Genomic DNA, 16,693 nt, shown 5'->3' on the forward strand with positions numbered 1-16,693 from the left:
CGCACACACTGAGGGCGCCCCCTTGCCGCAGGGGGCGCCCTCAGCGCCGTACGCGGGCCTTGTGGGCCCGGCGCACGCCCCGGGTGCTGTCCCAAAAGGCCCGGGGAGTGCGGGGTCGGTCGGCGGGGTCAGTCGCGGGAGCCGCTGCCCAGGTGGTGGACCCGGACCATGTTGGTGGTGCCGGGCACGCCGGGCGGGGAGCCGGCGGTGATGACGACGACGTCGCCCTCGTTGAAGCGGCCCAGCTTGACCATCTCCTGGTCGACCAGCTCGACCATCTCGTCGGTGCTGTTGACGAACGGCACGACGTGCGGCTCCACGCCCCAGCTCAGGGTGAGCTGGTTGCGGGTGGCCTCGTCCGTGGTGAACGCCAGGATCGGCTGGGCCGCGCGGTAGCGGGACAGCCGGCGGGCGGTGTCGCCGGACTGGGTGAAGGCCACCAGGCCCTTGCCGCCGAGGAAGTCGGCGATCTCGCACGCGGCGCGGGCCACCGAACCGCCCTGGGTACGCGGCTTCTTGCCCGGCACCAGCGGCTGCAGGCCCTTGGAGAGCAGCTCCTCCTCGGCCGCGGCGACGATCTTCGACATCGTCTTGACGGTCTCGATCGGGTAGGCGCCCACGCTCGACTCGGCCGACAGCATCACCGCGTCGGCGCCGTCCAGGATCGCGTTGGCCACGTCGGAGGCCTCGGCGCGGGTCGGGCGGGAGTTGGTGATCATCGACTCCATCATCTGGGTCGCCACGATCACCGGCTTGGCGTTGCGCCGGCACAGCTCGATCAGGCGCTTCTGCACCATGGGGACCTTCTCGAGCGGATACTCGACGGCGAGGTCGCCGCGGGCGACCATGACGCCGTCGAAGGCCATCACGACCTCCTCCATGTTCTGCACCGCCTGCGGCTTCTCCACCTTGGCGATGACCGGGACGCGGCGGCCCTCCTCGTCCATGACGCGGTGGACGTCGGCGACGTCCTTGGCGTCCCGGACGAAGGACAGCGCGACCAGGTCGCAGCCCATGCGCAGGGCGAAGCGCAGGTCCTCGACGTCCTTCTCGCTCAGCGCGGGGACGTTGACGGCCGCGCCGGGCAGGTTGATGCCCTTGTGGTCGGAGACGACGCCGCCCTCGATGACGATCGTCTTCACCTCCGGGCCGGCGACCTCGACGACCTTCAGCTCGACGTTGCCGTCGTTGATGAGGATCTGGTCGCCCTTGGCCACGTCGCCGGGCAGGCCCTTGTAGGTGGTGCCGCAGATCGTCTTGTCGCCCGGAACGTCCTCGGTGGTGATGGTGAACTCGTCACCGCGCTCCAGTTCGACCGGACCCTCGGCGAAGGTCTCCAGGCGGATCTTGGGGCCCTGCAGGTCGGCGAGGACGCCGACCGGCCGGCCGGTCTCCTTGGCGGCGGCACGCAGGCGGTCGTAGCGGGCCTGGTGCTCGGCGTGCGAGCCGTGGCTGAAGTTGAACCGGGCCACGTTCATGCCGGCCTCGATCAGGGCGACCAGCTTCTCCTGGGTGTCGACCGCGGGGCCGAGAGTACAGACGATTTTCGAACGGCGCATAGGGCGATCCTATCGGTTTGTTTCGCTACGGAATATTCCGTCTGGCGGAAGATACAAATGGGCGGCTTCCCGCTCAGGCGTGAAGCCGTACCCGTTTTCCACCCTCTTTCATCCGTCCTTTCCGACCAGTGCGTAGGTCTGGGTCGCGATCTCCCATTCCTCGTCCGTCGGCACCACCGCGACCGCCACCCGCGAGCCCTCGGGCGAGATCAGGCGCGGCTCGTCGCCGCGCACCGCGTTGCGCCCGGCGTCCACGGCCAGGCCCAGCTCCTCCAGGCCCGCCACCGCCGCCGCGCGCACCTCGGCCGCGTTCTCGCCGACGCCCGCGGTGAAGGCCACGGCGTCCACGTGGCCGAGTACCGCGTAGTAGGCGCCGATGTACTTCTTCAGGCGGTGAATGTAGATGTCGAAGGCGAGCTTCGCGCGTTCGTCGCCCTCGCCGCGCCGGCGGAGGATCTCCCGCATGTCGTTGTCGCCGCACAGGCCGATCAGACCGCTCTTCTTGTTGAGAAGAGTGTCGATCTCGTCGGCGGACATTCCGCCAACACGCATCAAATGGAAGATGACGGCCGGGTCCAGGTCGCCCGACCGCGTCCCCATCACCAGCCCCTCCAGAGGCGTCAGCCCCATGGAGGTGTCCACGCACCGGCCGGCCCGCACGGCGGAGGCGCTCGCCCCGTTGCCCAGGTGCAGCACGATCAGGTTCACGTCCTCGGGTGCCCTGCCCAGCAGTTGTGCGGTGGCCCGGGAGACGTAGGCGTGCGAGGTGCCGTGGAAGCCGTAGCGGCGGATGCGGTGGGCGTCGGCCGTTTCGGTGTCGAGGGCGTAGCGGGCCGCCGACTCCGGCATCGTGGTGTGGAAGGCGGTGTCGAAGACGGCGACCTGCGGCAGGTCCGGCCGCAGCGCCCGCGCGGTGCGGATGCCGATGAGGTTGGCCGGGTTGTGCAGCGGCGCCACCGGGATGAGCCGCTCGATCTCGGCGAGGACCGTGTCGTCGATGACGGTCGGCTCGGTGAAGGACATGCCGCCGTGCACCACCCGGTGGCCGATGGCGGCCAGGTCGGGGGAGTCCAGGCCCAGCCCGTCCCGGGCGAGTTCGGCCGCCACGGCCTTCAGCGCCGCGTCGTGGTCGGCGATCACTCCGGTGGTCTCCCGGGTCCCGCCGTCGCGCGGGGTGTGCCGGAGCCGGGAGGTCTGCTCGCCGATGCGCTCCACCAGACCGACGGCGAGCCGGCGGCGCCCGCGCGCCTCGCGCATGTCGATCAGCTGGTACTTCACCGAGGAGGAGCCGGAGTTCAGGACGAGGACACGGGTTGCTGCCACGGGAGCTGGTGCTTTCTGGTCGGGGCCGGGGAGTTCGCGGGCGGTGAGGGGGAGTGGGCGGGTGGTGACGGAGGGTTCGCGGGCGGTGGCCGGGAGTGCCGGGAGTGCCCGGCGGGGTCCGAGGGCCCGGGCCCCGGGGACCGCCCGCCCCGGAGCCACGGCCTCGGCCCGCGCGGCCCGAGTGGCCCGGGCCGCCCGTACGCCGTCAGCCGGCGGGCGTCTGGGCCTGGATCGCCGTGATCGCGACGGTGTTGACGATGTCCTGCACGAGGGCGCCGCGGGACAGGTCGTTGACCGGCTTGTTCAAGCCCTGCAGGACCGGTCCGACGGCGATGGCGCCGGCCGAGCGCTGCACGGCCTTGTAGGTGTTGTTGCCGGTGTTGAGGTCCGGGAAGATCAGCACGGTGGCCTGGCCGGCGACCTCCGAGTCCGGCAGCTTGGTCGCCGCGACCGACGGCTCCACGGCCGCGTCGTACTGGATCGGGCCCTCGATCTTCAAATCCGGCCGGCGCGAGCGGGCGATCTCGGTGGCCCGGCGCACCTTGTCGACGTCCGCGCCGGTGCCGGAGGTGCCGGTGGAGTACGACAGCATCGCGATCCGCGGCTCCACCCCGAACCGCCGCGCGGTGGTGGCCGACTGCAGGGCGATGTCGGCGAGCTGCTCGGCGTTCGGGTCGGGGTTGACCGCGCAGTCGCCGTAGACGAGCACCCGGTCGGCCAGGCACATGAAGAACACGGACGACACGATGGAGGTGTCCGGCCTGGTCCTGATGATCTCGAACGCGGGCCGGATGGTCGCCGCGGTGGAGTGCACCGAGCCCGACACCATGCCGTCGGCCAGGCCCTCGTGGACCATCAGGGTGCCGAAGTAGTTCACGTCGGAGACGACGTCGTAGGCCAGCTCCACGGTCACGCCCTTGTGGGCGCGCAGCGCCGCGTACCGCTCGGCGAAGCCGTCGCGCAGGTCGGAGACGGCCGGATCGATCAGCTGGCTGTCGCCGAGGTCGATGCCGAGGTCGGCGGCCTTCTTGCGGATGGTGTCGACCGGGCCGAGCAGGGTGAGGTCGCACACGCCGCGGCGCAGCAGCACCTCGGCCGCGCGCAGCACGCGCTCCTCGGTGCCCTCCGGCAGCACCACCCGGCGCCGGTCGGCACGGGCCTGCTCCAGCAGCTTGTGCTCGAACATCATCGGCGTGACGCGGCCGCTGCTGGGCGCGGAGACCCGCTTGTCCAGGTCGGCGGTGTCGACGTACCGCTCGAACAGGCCGAGGGCGGTCTCCGCCTTGCGCGGGGTGGCCGCGTTCAGCTTGCCCTCCAGGGCGAACAGCCGCTCGGCGGTGGGGAAGCTGTTGCCGGGCACGGAGATCACCGGCGTGCCCGGCGCGAGGCGGGCGGCCAGGGTGAGGATGTCGTCGCCGGGCACCTCGCCCAGGGTGAGCAGCACGCCGGCGATGGGCGGGGTGCCCGCGCTGTGCGCGGCGAGCGAGCCGACGACCAGGTCGGCGCGGTCGCCCGGGGCGACGACCAGGCAGCCCGGGGTCAGCGCGTTGAGGAAGTTCGGCAGCATCGCGCCGCCGAAGACGAAGTCCAGCACGTCCCGGGCCAGCCCCGAGTCGTCGCCGAGGACCACCTTGGCGCCGAGGGCCTGGGTGATCTGCGCCACCGTCGGGGCGGACAGCGCGGGCTCGTCGGGCAGCACCCAGCAGGGCACCGGCAGCCGGTCGGCGAGCCGGTCGGCGATCAGGTCGCGGTCCTCGCGGGCGACCCGGTTGACGACCATGGCGAGCACGTCGCAGCCCAGCGTGTCGTATGCCCGGTAGGCGTTGCGGGTCTCGGCGAGCACGGACTCCACGGTCTGCCGGCGGCCGCCGACGACGGGCAGCACGGAGGCGCCGAACTCGTTGGCCAGCCGGGCGTTGAGGGACAGCTCGTCCGGGAGCTGGGTGTCGGCGAAGTCGGTGCCGAGGACGAGCACCACGTCGTAGTCGTCGGCGACCCGGTGGAAGCGGTCGACCAGCACCGACACCAGCTCGTCCGTGCCCTGCTCGGCCTGGAGCACGGAGGCCTCCTCGTAGGACATGCCGTAGACCGTCGCCGGGTCCTGGGCGAGCCGGTAGCGGGCGCGCAGCAGCTCGAACAGGCGGTCCGGACCGTCGTGGACGAGCGGACGGAAGACGCCCACCCGGTCGACCTGCCGGGTCAGGAGCTCCATGACGCCCAGCTCGACGACCTGGCGGCCGTCGCCGCGGTCGATCCCGGTCACGTACACGCTGCGGGCCACGCCTGCTCTCCGTTCCGTCTTCTTCGTCTTCGTGTTCGTGTTCGTGTTGGTCTTCGTGTTGGTCTTCGTCTTCGCCGGCGTTTCGTCTTCGCCGGCCTGACGGGTGCCTGAAGGGGGCGTCCCGTGAGGGGGGCCGTCCCGTGATGTGGGGTGTCCCGTGCCGCGGGCCGTCCCGCGCCACGGGCCGTCCCGATGCTGCGGGTCACCCGTGACGCGAATTACCCGTGATGCGGGTCGCCCGTGACGCGAGTTACCCGTGATGCGGGTCACCCGTGATGCGGGTCACTCGTGCGTCACGAAAACCGCCCACCGAGGTGAGAAGAACCCTCTTGACGGTACCCCCGAGGCCGGGCGGGGCGCCCACCAGGACGCCTCGGCGGGCGCCCCGGGGGCCCTGCGGAGCATGAAACAATCGAACCCGGCTCCACCGGTATCCACAGCGAGCAGGAGATGACAGCCACGATGCGCATCGGAGTTCTCACCGCAGGCGGCGACTGCCCCGGCCTGAACGCAGTGATCCGGTCAGTCGTGCACCGCGCCGTCGCGCACTACAGCGACGAGGTCATCGGCTTCGAGGACGGCTACGCGGGCCTGCTGGAAGGCCGCTACCGCGCCCTCGACCTGAACGCCGTGAGCGGCATCCTCGCCCGCGGCGGCACCATCCTCGGCTCCTCCCGCCTGGAGCGCGACCGGCTGCGCGAGGCCTGCGAGAACGCCTCCGACATGGTCCGCGAGTTCGGCATCGACGCCCTCGTCCCGATCGGCGGCGAGGGCACACTGACCGCGGCGCGCATGCTGTCGGACGCCGGGCTGCCGGTGGTCGGCGTACCCAAGACCATCGACAACGACATCTCCTCCACCGACCGCACCTTCGGCTTCGACACCGCCGTGACCGTCGCCACCGAGGCGATGGACCGCCTGAAGACCACCGCCGAGTCCCACCAGCGCGTGATGGTCGTCGAGGTCATGGGCCGGCACGCCGGCTGGATCGCCCTGGAGTCCGGGATGGCGGCGGGCGCGCACGCGATCTGCCTCCCCGAGCGCCCCTTCGACCCCGCCGACCTGGTCAAGATGGTCGAGGAGCGCTTCGCCCGCGGCAAGAAGTTCGCCGTGATCTGCGTCGCCGAGGGCGCCCACCCCGCCCCGGGCACCATGGACTACGGCCACGGTGAGATCGACAAGTACGGCCACGAGCGCTTCCAGGGCATCGGCACCGCCCTCGCCCACGAGCTGGAGCGGCGCCTGGGCAAGGAGGCCAGGCCGGTCATCCTCGGCCACGTGCAGCGCGGCGGTACGCCCACCGCCTACGACCGGGTCCTGGCCACCCGCTTCGGCTGGCACGCCGTGGAGGCCGCCCACCGCGGCGAGTTCGGCATGATGACCGCGCTGCGCGGCACCGACATCGTGATGGTGCCGCTCGCGGAGGCGGTGACCGAACTGAAGATGGTGCCGAAGGACCGCATGGACGAGGCGGAGTCGGTCTTCTAGGCCGACAGGCCGCCATGGAGACGCCATGGAGATCCGACGTGGGCCGGTCCGGTCACTCAGCCGAGCTCTGCGGTCGGGAAGGGCGGGGCGCTGTGTTCTCGCGTCGCTTTGTTCCCCGCGTCGCTTTCTTCGCGCAGCGCCTGATCACGCGCTGCGCACGTCGAGGAGCGCTGCGACCCCGTCGATGGCACCCATGAGTTCATGGCCTGGCTCGCGAGGCGGAGCCGTCGGCTGTCCTGTTCCGCCGGCATGACGGTCACCGACACCATCCATCGGCACGTGCTGAAGTCCCCGGTACCGGGCCCGGACCCCGGCCACCGGGATGGGCGGCGAGATCCGCGACAGCCCCTGGGCCGCCGCACTGGCCGATGACGTCCTGGACGGCCGGCCGAGGGGCATGCGGCTGATCATCCGCGCCGAAAGCGAAACGGTGCACCGACTGCGCCGACGGACCGTCACGCAAGGTCGAGGCCAGGAGCCCAGGAGTTGATCCGGGCCCCTGTCCATGGTGGTACCGGGATCACGCGGAATTCCGCTCGTAGTCGAGGACGATGCGGCAGTCCTCCTTGAGGATGCCGTGTCCTGCGGGCAGGTCGTCGAGGAGCGCGCCTGCCGGAAGGACGGTCATGTGCGGTACGGCGGTACGGTCCTGGCTCCAGGCGGTGATGTGGGAGACGAGACGGCGCGCCAGGTCCGGGCCATCCGGCCCGTAGCCGACCGCACCGAGCCGGAAGGGGCGCTGCGCCGTGTCGTCGTCGCGCTGGACGATCAGGTAGGCCAGGGAGCCACCGACGACAACGGCCGGGCTGCGGACGGGGATCGCAGGGCGCCGGACGCCTTGGCCGAGAGCCTCCTGGGTGACTTCGATGCGGCACACGGAGTCGTCGAAGGCCGTGGCGCGCAGCCAGATCCCGTCGAAGCTCTCGTCGCCGGCCACGTGGGCGTTCGACCATTCCTCGGTGAAGGGGGAGGCGAACACGTCGGCGAGGAGGCCGGAGTCCACGGCCTGGTCCTGGTCGTAGTGGAGACGAATGGTGCCGTCGGCCAGTTCGGCCGTCCGTTCTCCGTTCTGGCCGATGACGGGAACGAAGCCGCACAGTTCCATGCCGTCGGAGACCAGCCTGCCGCCCTGGCGGGTCAGGGCGACGGAACGGGTCTGCCCACGCCAGCGGAGCGGCAGGACAAGCCGGCCGCCGTCCGCGAGCTGCTGCCACCATGGGGCGGGCACGTCCCAGATGCCGACTGTGGCGATCATCCGATCGTAAGGACCGAATTCGGGTGCGCCCCTCAGGCCGTCGCGCTCCATGACTCTGACGCGCTCGTATCCCGTTCGGTTCAGCGCCTCTCGCGCATGAAGAGCGACGTCGGCGTCGATGTCCACAGTGGTGACCTCCCCTTCGGGGCCGACGAGTTCGGCCAGGAGCGCGGCGTTGTAGCCGGTGCCGGCACCGATCTCCAGGACGTGCTCCCCCGGCTGTGCGTCGAGCTGGGCGAGCATCATCGCGACGACGGACGGCACTGACGCGCAGGACAGCGGCTGTGGCCCGCTGGGGTTGTCCTTGATGGTCACGGCCTGGTCGGTGTACGCGTCGGCGGGATCGAGCCCCGGCAGGTGCTCTTCCCGGTGAACGGTGCGCAGGGCGCGCTCCACAGCGGCCGGGAGCGGCCGGTCGGCGACGATCCGGTCCACGAGCTGATTGCGCCGGTCGTCGACGGTCGGGGTGTCGTTCACGGAGTCCCTTTCAGACGAGGAGGAGGCAGGTGTCCCACCCCGGGCAGACGGGGTGGGAGGCGTTGAGGGCGTGGTGTGTCAGGAGGATGCCTGCGGCGCCGGTCAAAAGCCCCGCGCTCTGCGACAGTGCACCTTGTGTCAGGCGAGAGGCGAATCGCTCACGCAGATGCGGGAGACGGTTACGGAGGGTGATGCCGGAAGTGCCGTCGAGGGGCATCATGAAACCGGCTTTTGGGCGAACTCGCTTAAAATTTGGGAGAGTTACGGGAGGAAGCCGACCACATCCAGGTCGATCGGGGCCTGACCGAGCGGGACCGGCAGGAGTGGGTCATCGCCCGCTCACTGGTCGGTGAGGTACTGGCCTCCATGGAAGAGACCAGGCAGGGCCACGCCCAGGGCGATCGGGCAGCGGTGGCCGCGGAGAGCAGTCCGGGGGAAAACCGTCAGCGGCGAAGTCGCAGGTGCCGGTGTGGTGTGAGGGGCTGACCCGGTCGGTGCTGTGAACCCTGCGCCTGGCCAGGCTGACAAATATTTAGATTGACGGCGTGCAGTCAGCGATGAACGTTGAAGCAGCGTCACAAATGACGCGCTTCACACCAACTCCCCGCTGACCACGGGGAGAACAGGGGGAACACATGTTTCACAAGACTTCCGTCAAGACAGCACTGTCTGCTACTGCCGTCATATCGGCCCTGCTGATCCCGGCAGCCGGTTCCGCGTCCGCCGCGTCCCACGCATCCGGGCAGAGTGTCACAGCACGGGCCGACAGCTTTGACGCCAAGTGCAGGAGCCACAGCCGCACCTACATCCTGAAGAAGTACTACCGAGGGCCCCAGTTCTTCACCCTGCGCTGTGGCACCAGGGCATGGGGCTGGAAGCACATCAAGGCGCGGCACGGCTGGAACAGTACGAGGGACCGGAAGATAGACGCTGCCATCTGGTCCGGGGACCCCAATGGCCGCGGTGGTTACTCCACCTACCTCAATCAGTGCCCGCGGGTGGAGAAGTTCCGCACGATCATCGGTACTCCGGCCGGGACCAACGACCTCCTGACGGCGTACAAGGTCGATCAGTCGGCCGTCGCCGGTGCTGCTCGCTGCTGAACGCGGTGTTGGGGCGTGGGCCGAGATGAAAGAGGGTGGTTGCCCCCTATGGAGGAACAGACGCCAGCCGAGCAGGCCCTGAGTCGCTCGTACGTCACCGCTGACGGACTGCGTTTCGATGTCACCAAGATGTCGGTCGAACACCATCCGGACCGCAGCGCGACGTTGACGTACTGGCTGACTGTAGGCCGCCAAGGCCACCCGGATGAACGTTGGGTGGTTGCCCTCCCCTGGGACGACAAGTCCTGGGTGGATGTGCTCACCTCGCCCGCGCCCTCTCCCGACCGACTGCGGCAGCTCGTGCACCTCGTCCATGCCCATCTGGAAGAGTGGTGGGACACGAAGGGGCACAACCGGCAGTCGGCGAAGATGGGACGGCGGCTTACCTGACCCTCTCGCACCCGACGCCGACGCGGGTATGTGGGCGTCACGGCCTCGACGGACCGGCACGCAGCAGCCTGCCGAAAAGTGAGCTGACCCCGGTTTCGTGGAGTCCCTGAAGCCAGGCTTGTGATCCTGGCCCGAAGGAGAACCACGAGCAGCGCCGGCACCACGTAAGTACCCGGACGAGCTCGCGAGCGGGCCGTGCGTGAGGTCCGCGCCACCGGCCGCCTCATCGCGCACGTCGCGAAGGACTTGGGCATCCACAAGGAGGCCCTGCGCGACTGGGTCCGCCAGGCCGAGGCCGACGCCGGTGAGCGGGACGACCGGCTGACCACCGCCGAGCGCAAGCTGGATCCAGCCGGCCTGGTCGGAATCTCGTGCATCGCGGACGGCCCGGACGCGTGGTTCGCCGAAGCGGTGCTCGAGCACGGCGGGAGCCTCGAAGTCGTTGTACCGGCCGAGCAGTACCGCGAGAGTCTCCCCGAGAGTCACTGGCCGGTCTATGACGAGCTGATGCGCCGTGCTGCGGAAGTGCACCGCACCGGCATGACCGCCTCGGACGCTCACGCACACATGGCGGGCAGTGAGGTTCTTGTCGACCTGGCCGACATGGTGTTCGCCGTCTGGGACGGAAAGCCCGCCCGGGGCTACGGCGGTACTGCCGACGTGGTGTCGTACGCGCAGCGGAACGGAGTCCCGGTGCGCGTCTTGTGGCCGGAAGGCGCCAGCCGTTAGTGCCCGGCGCCAGTCGGCGACCGGTTGCCCAAGGGCGTGTACGTGTGGAAGAGCGACATGCGGGCGGGCAGCACGCCGGCTGCGAGGCCGGGTCCACAAACCCGCAGGCCGGATCTATGCGAGCCCCCAACCGGTACGGACCTGTTCGGGCCTTGCTCTACAGCAGGTGATCGGCTTCGCCTGCCTTGACGGCTCGGATGAGGGCGCGGAGCGCCTCGCGTGAGTCGACGAGGGGGCGGTCTTCCTGTCCGGCGATGGCGATGTAGGCGTTGCCGGCGGGGTCGGTGCCTATGCGGAAGCAGTTGTTGCCCTCCGCGCAGAAGGGATCTTCCCAGGTGATGTCGGTCATGGGGGCGCTCCTGGAGATCGTCGGCCAGTGAGTGGATGAGGCCGCGGGAAGCGGACAGCTCCGCGAGGGCTCGGATCGGTGGGATCTACAGCAGGTGATCGGCTTTGCCTGCCTTGACGGCTCGGATGAGGGCGCGGAGCGCCTCGCGTGAGTCGACGAGGGGGCGGTCTTCCTGTCCGGCGACGGCGATGTAGGCGTTGCCGGCGGGGTCGGTGCCTATGCGGAAGCAGTTGGCGCCTTCCCCGCAGAAGGGGGCTTCCCAGGTGATGTCGGCCACGGTGTTTCCTTTTCGGGTTCCGGGTCAGAGTCGGCGGGCGATGGAATGGATCAGGTCCCGAGAGTTCTCGGGGCTCAGGGTATGGGCGTGCCACCAGTCCAAATGGGCACGGTACTTGGCAAGTTGAGCCTCGGCGTGGGTGAACTCGCCGCCGTGCGCGGAGTCGAGCTGCACCGTGTCCAGTTGCGGGACGGCACCGTGCGCGTAGAGCACCGCGTGTCCGGCGCCGGGGAAGGCGCCCGCCTCGACCGGGAGGACCCGTAGTTCGACGTTGGGGCGTTCGGAGACCTCGCACAGGTGCAGGAGCTGCTCCCGCATGGTGCGGCGTCCCCCGAACTGCATGCGCAGGGCCCACTCGTGCACGTACGCGACGTAGTCGACGGGAGCCGGCTGGTCGCGGTCGAGCACCTGCTGCCGCCGCAGACGCTGCACGACGCGGAGTTCGATCTCCGAGGGCGGCAGAGCCGGGAGCGCGGCGGCAAAGATGGCGCGGGCGTACTCCCCGGTCTGCAGCAGTCCCGGGACGTGCACGGTCTGGTAACTCCGTAGCCGTGTGGCGAACCACTCCAACTCGGCGACGTCCAGGAGCCCCTGCGGCAGCGCACCCCTGAACTGGTGCCACCACCCCCGCCGGCGGGTGTCGGCCATCGCGACCAGCGCCTCGACATACGTCTTGTCCGCGCACTCGTAGTTGCCGGCGAGCATCCGGATCCGTTCCGGCGAGATGGCGCGGACCCCCGCCTCCATGTTGGACACCTTCGTGCGGTCCAGTCCCAGCAGTCCGGCGGCGTACTCCGTGGTCCGCCCGGCCGCGAGCCGCATCCTGCGCAGTTCGGCGCCCAGGCGCTTCTGGCGCTCCGTCGGTGCGGGCCTTGTCGGCATCGATGCCCTTTCTCCCGGCGAATCGGGGCCAGTCTGCCCTGCGTGGTGACGCAGATCCAACTCGTTGGAGGCAATGAGCGCGATTAGGTGGCACACGTTCCCCCAACTTCTCTACAGTCAGTGATGAGCCGCTTACGGCATGGGGTCGTCGGAAGTGCATCGCGCGAGCCTGCCCGCGTCCTCCTTCCCCGGGAGGGGCGGGCCCGCGCCGGGGAGACGGGCCACCGGCCGCCGGTCGAGTCGTCGGCTCATCCGGAATCCTCCCTGCCTGAACACGCGAAGGAGTCGCCGTGCCCGCATCCGTGACCGTCTCGGCCTGCCCGCTCTCCACCGACGAACGCCCCGCCCCGCCGCCGTCCCCCGACACGCTCGCCTACAGCTTCACGCTGCCCGCCGGACCGGTGAGCCCACGCATCGCACGGACGACCACCCGTGCCGTCCTCCAGACCCACGGCTTGGCGGACATGACGGACGCGGCCGTCCAGATCGTCTCCGAACTGACCGCCTGCGCCTGCCGGTTCGCGCCCGACGACGAGGTGTACGTGTCCCTGCGGTACCGGGACGGGGCGCTGCGGGTCATCATCTACGACGGCCACGCCCGGCACGTCCACCCCCGGCTGGCGGCGACCTGCGACGCGCGGCGGCGGGCGGCGCTGCGGGTGCTCGGGTGCATGGTGCGGGCGTGCGAGGGGGAGTGGGGGTTCGGAGAGGCGCGGGAGCCCGGGGGTGGGACGCGGATGTGGGCGGTGGTGCCTTGGCGGGGGGCTCGGGGATATGCGGGGGGTTAGTCCGGTTCCGGCAGCTCGGCGGCGCGGGTGCGGGCCTCGGCGGCTTCACCCGGGGCGTTGGCGCGGGTGTAGGCGCCGGCGGCCTGGAGGTAGGCGGTGCGGGCCTCGGCGGGGCGGTGGGCGGCCGCGTGGGCGTGGGCGAGGTGGTAGAGGATTTTCCCCTCGCCGTGCCAGTCCTCGACTTCCCGGAAGATCTCCAGGGACCTGTCCCATGCCTGGATCATCTCTTGTGTCCGGCCCGCCTCCCGCAGGGCGGCGCCCAGGTTCCCCCACGTCATGGCCTCGCGGTGGCGGTCCCCGACGGTCTGGAACAGTTCGCGGGCGTGGACATGGGCGTCGATCGCCTCCTGGGCTCGGCCCGCGTCCCGCAGGGCGTTGCCGAGGTTGGTCCACGTCATGGCCTCGCGGTGGCGGTCCCCGACGGTCTGGAACAGGTCGCGGGCGTGGACATGGGCGTCGATCGCCTCCTGGGCTCGGCCCGCGTCCCGCAGGGCGTTGCCGAGGTTGGTCCACGTCATGGCCTCGTGGCGGCGGTCCCCGACGGTCTGGAACAGGTCGCGGGCGTGGACATGGGCGTCGATCGCCTCCCGCGCTCGGCCCGCTTCCTGCAGGGCGGCGCCGAGGTTGTTCCACGCCCCGGCCTCGCGCAGCCGGTCCCCGGCCCGATGGGCGGCCTCCCGCGCGGCCTGCGCGACGGCGATCCAGTCGTCGAAATACCGCCGCCAGGACAGGTACTCCACCAGGTACTCGGCCAGCCGCACCGCCGTCTCCGCGAACCGCTCCTCCCGCGCCCACCCCACCGCCGCCACCAGCCCGGCCCGCTCCCCGTCCAGCCACGTCAGCGCCTGCGCCCGGTCCGCGAACCGCTCCGGCTCCGCCCTCCCCCGCAGCCACTGCAACCGGGCGTCAGCCGCTTCCGCCCACCGACAGTAGAACTCCAGCACTCGCTCCCGCGCCGCCTCCCCCTCCTTCTGCAACTCCGCGTCCGCCGCCACCACACCTGCCCCGAACGCCCGCACCAGGTCGTGCACCCGCCACCGCACGGCCGAAGCCGGCCCGCCGACGGGCCGCACCGGCGTGACGAGGTGCGCGGCGGCCAGCTCCTCCAGCAGGCACAGCGTGGTCTCCGTGCCGAGGTCGGCCAGGGCGGTGATCGCTTCCGTGCCCGTTTCCGCACCCGGCGCAAGGCAGAGCAGGCGCAGCAGCCGGGCCTGGTCGGGCGGCAGGCGGTGGTACGACGTCTCCAGTACGGGACGCAGGACGAGTGAGCGCCCGTACAGGTCGGTGCCGGGACTGCCCCTGTCGAGAACCGTAGTCGGATCGCCGGCCTTCCGGATCTCGGTCACCAGGGAGGCGATGTCCCGGTGGCGTCGTCGGCGCAGCATGCCCGCGGCGATCTGGAGGGCCAGGGGCAAGTGGCCGCACAGGTCGGTCAGTTCGCGCAGGGCGTCGGGTTCTCGCGCCGGGCGGTCGTCGCGTTCGTCGGTGTCGCGCAGGGCCCGTGTCACCAGGGCCATGGAGTCGTCCGGGTCGAGGGCTTCGAGGTCGATGAGCCGTACCGGGAGGGCGTCGGGGCGGTCCCGGGAGGTGATGAGCACCCGGTGGTGGTCGGTGCCGGGCAGGAGCGGCAGGTACTGGGACGGGGCGGAGGCGTTGTCCAGGATCAGCAGCGTCCGGTCCCGCCGTTCGGCGAGCAGGGCGCGGTAGGCGTCGTACTGGCGTTCAGGCGTCGGCGGGAGATCGTGGTCCCGTACGCCGAGCGCGTCGAGCAGGGCCAGGACCGCTTGGTCGGCGGTCACCGGGTCGTCGTCGTAGCCGCGCAGGTCGACGAAGAGCGTCCCGCCCGGGAACCAGCCCCGCGCATGGGCCTGATGTGCCGCCTCCAGAGCCAGGGCCGTCTTGCCGATGCCGCCCATGCCGGTGACGGCGGAGATCAGGACGGCGGTGTCGTCCGAGGAGTCGGGCGAGAACAGGGGGAGCAGGCGGTTCAGTTCCGCCGACCGGCCCGTGAAGCCGAGGGGGCGGGGCGGCAGGGTCGCGGTCGCGCGGGGGACCGGGCCGTGGACGGTGCCCCTACCGGCGTTCGTCCCGCTTGCCGGTGACGGGCCCGTGGAAGGTGCCGTAACGGAAGTCGATGTGGTCCCCGCCGTACGTCGCCGCTCCGTCGTCCCCGCGTCGATGGGGACCCTCCTCGGAGTCGGAGGAGCCCGGGGAACCCGCGCGGGGCAGGTGTTTGCGCAGTACGGCCATCGTCACGGCCGCCGCCTGTTCGGCGGCGCGCTGCTGCGAGCCCGAGGCGTCGGCCCTGCGCTTGCCGGCGTCGGCGCGGTCGCTGATGCCCCGGATCACCAGGGCGTCCACCTTGCCGTTCAAGTGCGCCGCGTGGGCCGCCCCGGAGCCCTCCATCTCGATCGCGCCGGCGTCGTTGTAGCTCCTGCGGAGGAACCGGGCGATCTTGGATTCGGCGTCCGCCAGGACCACGTCGCCCGTGGCGATCGGCATGAAGTGCGCCCGCACGTCGGGCATGTCCCGCACGGCGGAACGGGCCGCCTGTTCCAGCGCGTGCGAGCCCGGCAGGGCCTTCGGCCGGACCAGGAAACCCTCAGGCGTCTGCTTGCCGCCGTGGATCTCGTACACCTGCGTGCCCACGACGACATCGCCGATCCCGACGTCGTCCTTCAGACTGCCGGCGACACCGACGAAGAACACGGCTTCGGGGCGCAACCAGTTGATGAGCTGCGCGGTGAGGGCGGCGGCCCGCTCGGCGCCCATGCCCAGTTCGGCGAGGGCGACTTGCCAGGGTGTGCCGGACAGTCGGCCCTTCTCGACACGGGTTCCGCCGGGGTGGACGAGTTCGCGCCGGTCCTCGACGTGCGCGCGTACGGCGGCGTATTCGAGGGGGAGCGCGGTGAGGACGAGGACGGTGGGCTGGGTATCCGGCACACTCATAAGGTACGCCGGGGGAGGGAAGCCGAGTGCCGGAACAGAACGTCACGGTGGGGCAGTTGTTGCTCGCCGAGTACCAGAGCGTGAAGGACGAGCAGAAGGCGCGGATCGGGTTCCGGGACAACCTGCTGTACGTCACCCTCACCGTCGTCGCCGCCGTCATCGCCGCGGCGGCCCAGGCGAAGCAGGCCGCCATGCTGCTGGCGATGCCGCCGGTGTGCGTGGTGCTCGGCTGGACGTACCTCGTCAACGACGAGAAGATCTCGGCGATCGGACGGTACGTGCGCGACGAACTCGGGCCCCGGCTCACTCAACTCGCCGCGGCCGAAGACGACTTCGCCGCCTTCGGCTGGGAGATGGCGCACCGGTCCGACGCCCGGCGCAGGTCCCGCAAGGTCGTCCAGACCCTGGTGGACCTGACGGCGTTCTGCGTGGTGCCGCTGGCCGCGCTGACGGTGTTCTGGGTGGACGGCACCGGCGGAGGGTCGCTCGTGGCGGTGTCGGTGCTGGAGGCGCTCGCCGTGGCCGGGCTCGGCACCCAGCTCGTGCGGTACGCGCGTCCGGCACCAACGTCCGCCTGACGCCGTAACGTTGACCCACGTACGACAGCGACGGGCGGGGCGGGCACATGGAAGCGGCGTTGCTTGCGGCGCTGGCCGAGGGCGCGGGCGGGGAGGCCGGGCGCCGGGCGGTGCGGGAACTGGCGCGGACGGTGGGGCGGGACGCCGACGCGTCCGCCCGGGAGCTGGCGGAGGCGGCGGGGGACCCCGCGTGGCGGGAGGCCGTGCGGGAGTGGGGGGACGGGCTCGCCGCACTGCTCGCCGCCGATCCCGACACCGCCAGGGC

Annotated in this window: 15 protein-coding genes and 1 pseudogene; 7 read left to right on the forward strand and 9 right to left on the reverse strand. The window is 71.0% G+C overall.

Going from position 1 to position 16,693, the window contains the following annotated elements; translation table 11 throughout:
• Positions 1-128: 128 nt before the first annotated feature.
• The 3 genes from pyk to pta form a co-directional block, all read right to left on the reverse strand.
• Positions 129-1,559 carry a pyruvate kinase gene (gene pyk, locus IE225_RS06440; protein WP_190056354.1) on the reverse strand — a complete coding sequence of 477 codons (1,431 nt, stop codon included), beginning with the start codon at positions 1,557-1,559 and terminating at the stop codon, positions 129-131.
• Between the two features lie 108 nt (positions 1,560-1,667).
• A complete protein-coding gene (locus IE225_RS06445) occupies positions 1,668-2,882 on the reverse strand; it encodes an acetate kinase (protein WP_190056355.1) in 1,215 nt (404 codons plus the stop codon).
• A 205-nt stretch (positions 2,883-3,087) separates the two neighbouring features.
• On the reverse strand, positions 3,088-5,163 hold the full coding sequence (gene pta / locus IE225_RS06450) for a phosphate acetyltransferase (protein ID WP_190056356.1): 2,076 nt from the start codon (positions 5,161-5,163) through the stop codon (positions 3,088-3,090).
• A gap of 462 nt (positions 5,164-5,625) precedes the next feature.
• Between pta and IE225_RS06455 the strand changes: the two genes are divergently transcribed.
• Positions 5,626-6,651 (forward strand): ATP-dependent 6-phosphofructokinase, encoded by a 1,026-nt coding sequence (locus tag IE225_RS06455; RefSeq protein WP_190056357.1) that lies wholly within the window; start codon positions 5,626-5,628, stop codon positions 6,649-6,651.
• Positions 6,652-6,819: 168 nt separating this feature from the next.
• Positions 6,820-7,072 (forward strand): annotated as a pseudogene (locus IE225_RS34210) (IS1380 family transposase); the annotation flags it as partial.
• A 99-nt stretch (positions 7,073-7,171) separates the two neighbouring features.
• On the opposite strand, the gene fxlM reads toward IE225_RS34210, so the two are convergent.
• Positions 7,172-8,383: a methyltransferase, FxLD system gene (fxlM, locus tag IE225_RS06460; protein WP_190056358.1), complete on the reverse strand. Its 1,212-nt coding sequence runs from the start codon at positions 8,381-8,383 to the stop codon at positions 7,172-7,174.
• A 635-nt stretch (positions 8,384-9,018) separates the two neighbouring features.
• Between fxlM and IE225_RS32895 the strand changes: the two genes are divergently transcribed.
• From IE225_RS32895 to IE225_RS06475, 3 genes are all read left to right on the forward strand, one after another.
• On the forward strand, positions 9,019-9,486 hold the full coding sequence (locus IE225_RS32895) for a hypothetical protein (RefSeq protein ID WP_229879282.1): 468 nt from the start codon (positions 9,019-9,021) through the stop codon (positions 9,484-9,486).
• 48 nt (positions 9,487-9,534) lie between these two features.
• The gene (locus tag IE225_RS06470; RefSeq protein WP_190056359.1) at positions 9,535-9,876 is read left to right on the forward strand and encodes a hypothetical protein; all 342 of its coding nucleotides are present in this window, start codon (positions 9,535-9,537) and stop codon (positions 9,874-9,876) included.
• Positions 9,877-10,071: 195 nt separating this feature from the next.
• The gene (locus IE225_RS06475; protein ID WP_190056360.1) at positions 10,072-10,605 is read left to right on the forward strand and encodes a transposase; all 534 of its coding nucleotides are present in this window, start codon (positions 10,072-10,074) and stop codon (positions 10,603-10,605) included.
• A gap of 157 nt (positions 10,606-10,762) precedes the next feature.
• On the opposite strand, the gene IE225_RS06480 is transcribed toward IE225_RS06475, so the two are convergent.
• From IE225_RS06480 to IE225_RS06490, 3 genes are all read right to left on the reverse strand, one after another.
• Positions 10,763-10,954: a hypothetical protein gene (locus IE225_RS06480; RefSeq protein ID WP_190056361.1), complete on the reverse strand. Its 192-nt coding sequence runs from the start codon at positions 10,952-10,954 to the stop codon at positions 10,763-10,765.
• Between the two features lie 85 nt (positions 10,955-11,039).
• The gene (locus tag IE225_RS06485) at positions 11,040-11,231 is read right to left on the reverse strand and encodes a hypothetical protein (protein WP_190056362.1); all 192 of its coding nucleotides are present in this window, start codon (positions 11,229-11,231) and stop codon (positions 11,040-11,042) included.
• 24 nt (positions 11,232-11,255) lie between these two features.
• The gene (locus tag IE225_RS06490; protein ID WP_190056363.1) at positions 11,256-12,113 is read right to left on the reverse strand and encodes a helix-turn-helix domain-containing protein; all 858 of its coding nucleotides are present in this window, start codon (positions 12,111-12,113) and stop codon (positions 11,256-11,258) included.
• 290 nt (positions 12,114-12,403) lie between these two features.
• On the opposite strand from IE225_RS06490, the gene IE225_RS06495 reads away from it, so the two are divergent.
• Positions 12,404-12,901: an ATP-binding protein gene (locus IE225_RS06495; protein WP_190056364.1), complete on the forward strand. Its 498-nt coding sequence runs from the start codon at positions 12,404-12,406 to the stop codon at positions 12,899-12,901.
• Here IE225_RS06495 and IE225_RS06500 read toward each other — a convergent pair.
• Both IE225_RS06500 and IE225_RS06505 read right to left on the reverse strand, forming a co-directional pair.
• Entirely contained in the window at positions 12,898-14,817 is a 1,920-nt protein-coding gene (locus IE225_RS06500) for a tetratricopeptide repeat protein (protein ID WP_229879284.1), read from the reverse strand. The two genes, IE225_RS06495 and IE225_RS06500, sit on opposite strands and share 4 nt — an antisense overlap.
• Before the next feature lie 157 nt (positions 14,818-14,974).
• Positions 14,975-15,850 carry a 5'-methylthioadenosine/S-adenosylhomocysteine nucleosidase family protein gene (locus IE225_RS06505; protein ID WP_190056365.1) on the reverse strand — a complete coding sequence of 292 codons (876 nt, stop codon included), beginning with the start codon at positions 15,848-15,850 and terminating at the stop codon, positions 14,975-14,977.
• Between the two features lie 26 nt (positions 15,851-15,876).
• Here IE225_RS06505 and IE225_RS06510 point away from each other — a divergent pair, with 26 nt between their 5' ends.
• The gene (locus tag IE225_RS06510; protein WP_190056366.1) at positions 15,877-16,428 is read left to right on the forward strand and encodes a hypothetical protein; all 552 of its coding nucleotides are present in this window, start codon (positions 15,877-15,879) and stop codon (positions 16,426-16,428) included.
• Positions 16,429-16,693 lie beyond the last annotated feature (265 nt).

The sequence above is a fragment of the Streptomyces echinoruber genome, assembly GCF_014651135.1.
Taxonomy (GTDB): domain Bacteria; phylum Actinomycetota; class Actinomycetes; order Streptomycetales; family Streptomycetaceae; genus Streptomyces; species Streptomyces echinoruber.

Excerpts from the sequence above, each read along its gene's own strand:
- pyk (WP_190056354.1), bottom strand. The coding sequence starts at position 1,559 with ATGCGCCGTTCGAAAATCGTCTGTACTCTCGGCCCCGCGGTCGACACC.
- IE225_RS06455 (WP_190056357.1), top strand. The coding sequence starts at position 5,626 with ATGCGCATCGGAGTTCTCACCGCAGGCGGCGACTGCCCCGGCCTGAAC.
- IE225_RS32895 (WP_229879282.1), top strand. The coding sequence starts at position 9,019 with ATGTTTCACAAGACTTCCGTCAAGACAGCACTGTCTGCTACTGCCGTC.
- IE225_RS06470 (WP_190056359.1), top strand. The coding sequence starts at position 9,535 with ATGGAGGAACAGACGCCAGCCGAGCAGGCCCTGAGTCGCTCGTACGTC.
- IE225_RS06480 (WP_190056361.1), bottom strand. The coding sequence starts at position 10,954 with ATGACCGACATCACCTGGGAAGATCCCTTCTGCGCGGAGGGCAACAAC.
- IE225_RS06490 (WP_190056363.1), bottom strand. The coding sequence starts at position 12,113 with ATGCCGACAAGGCCCGCACCGACGGAGCGCCAGAAGCGCCTGGGCGCC.
- IE225_RS06500 (WP_229879284.1), bottom strand. The coding sequence starts at position 14,817 with ATGGGCGGCATCGGCAAGACGGCCCTGGCTCTGGAGGCGGCACATCAG.
- IE225_RS06505 (WP_190056365.1), bottom strand. The coding sequence starts at position 15,850 with ATGAGTGTGCCGGATACCCAGCCCACCGTCCTCGTCCTCACCGCGCTC.